2 protein-coding genes are annotated in these 1,161 nt (G+C 40.9%); both read right to left on the reverse strand.

Translation table 11 applies throughout. The annotated features are described in order from the left end of the window. Positions 1-131: 131 nt before the first annotated feature. Positions 132-740 (reverse strand): hypothetical protein, encoded by a 609-nt coding sequence (locus NXS07_RS20185; RefSeq protein WP_038196174.1) that lies wholly within the window; start codon positions 738-740, stop codon positions 132-134. A 171-nt stretch (positions 741-911) separates the two neighbouring features. Further along, positions 912-1,161: DDE-type integrase/transposase/recombinase (locus NXS07_RS20190; protein WP_258087532.1), on the reverse strand; the 250-nt coding region annotated here is incomplete at its 5' end.

The following is a 1,161-nucleotide window of genomic DNA, read 5'->3' on the forward strand; positions in this document are numbered from 1 at the left end:
TGGACCGGAGGTAAACAAGGTTCTATCACTATCCATGCGTCATCAGGAATGTCGTAGCGTGCCATCATCTTTTTCCCATATTGAAAACAGTTTAGATGAGAATACTATCAATTTACATTAAGGGACACAGCCTAATGCGACAGAACCCGTTGACTAGCAAACTCATCAAATTCACTATCTGGATTTGAAGATTGAGGATAGTACCACTTATACAAACCATAGGCGGGATCATGCCTCAACTGTCTCTCCTCCTCCTCTGAATAATAGTGACCACCTCTATCTGTCTTATCAATAAAATGACGGTTTATATTGGGCATTGAACGAAATTGCATCGTTGGATAAACTCGTGTGCCTCCTAACGAGCCTTTAACTGGCATATTGATATGATTAGCTAATGCTTGAGCAAGCCCATTTGCTCCAGAGTGGCAAGCTATTATTCTGACACATTGGATATTTTGCCCTCTATTTTTTATATCAGTTAATAATGCATTGATTGTTTGACAAAAAACATTCAAATTCATTCCAAAATTATACGCACATGCTCCCGCAAATAATATTGGACTGCCCACTGGAGATGCGTGTCCTATAATATTGAGCCGACCTCCCGGTTTATGTTTTGGTGTATCTAAAAAATAATGAAATCGCTTCTCCTGATGAAAACTCACCTCAACCGTTTTCTGCAGCAACACATCACTAGGCATTGCTATAATATTGGAGATTGTGTGTCGATATTGTCCCATAACTCCCCCTACATTAAATTCAGCTTTTAATATATGTCTTGGATTCGCCTAATAAGTGCAATTTCTAAGAAAGGCGGTCAGTTGCTATAGTAGGCATCTTTCTCGCCAAAGGAAAATGGGTTCTGTCGCATTAACAGAGAAAGTTTGTACGGAGGTGGGAATGATGACTATTTATGCAGTCAATCGATAAAATATCTCTGCCGGTGACAATGTCTTATCTTCTGATTGTAAGTATTGCCCTTTACGCCGCATCGAAACGCGCTCTATCCCCGCTAAAATCGTTTGAGCCCGGCGAAACGATTTAAAACCTAACATTGGCCGTATCCGACGTTTGACATGGCGATGGTCTTGCTCAATGCGGTTATTCAGGTATTTATTTTGCCGGATTTCAATCCCCTGCTGAGGCTCACCTTCCGCATTG

It is taken from the genome of Xenorhabdus bovienii (assembly GCF_024721015.1).
Taxonomy (GTDB): Bacteria; Pseudomonadota; Gammaproteobacteria; order Enterobacterales; family Enterobacteriaceae; genus Xenorhabdus; species Xenorhabdus bovienii.

Coding starts and splice junctions, on each gene's coding strand:
- NXS07_RS20185 (WP_038196174.1), bottom strand. CDS start 740: ATGGGACAATATCGACACACAATCTCCAATATTATAGCAATGCCTAGT.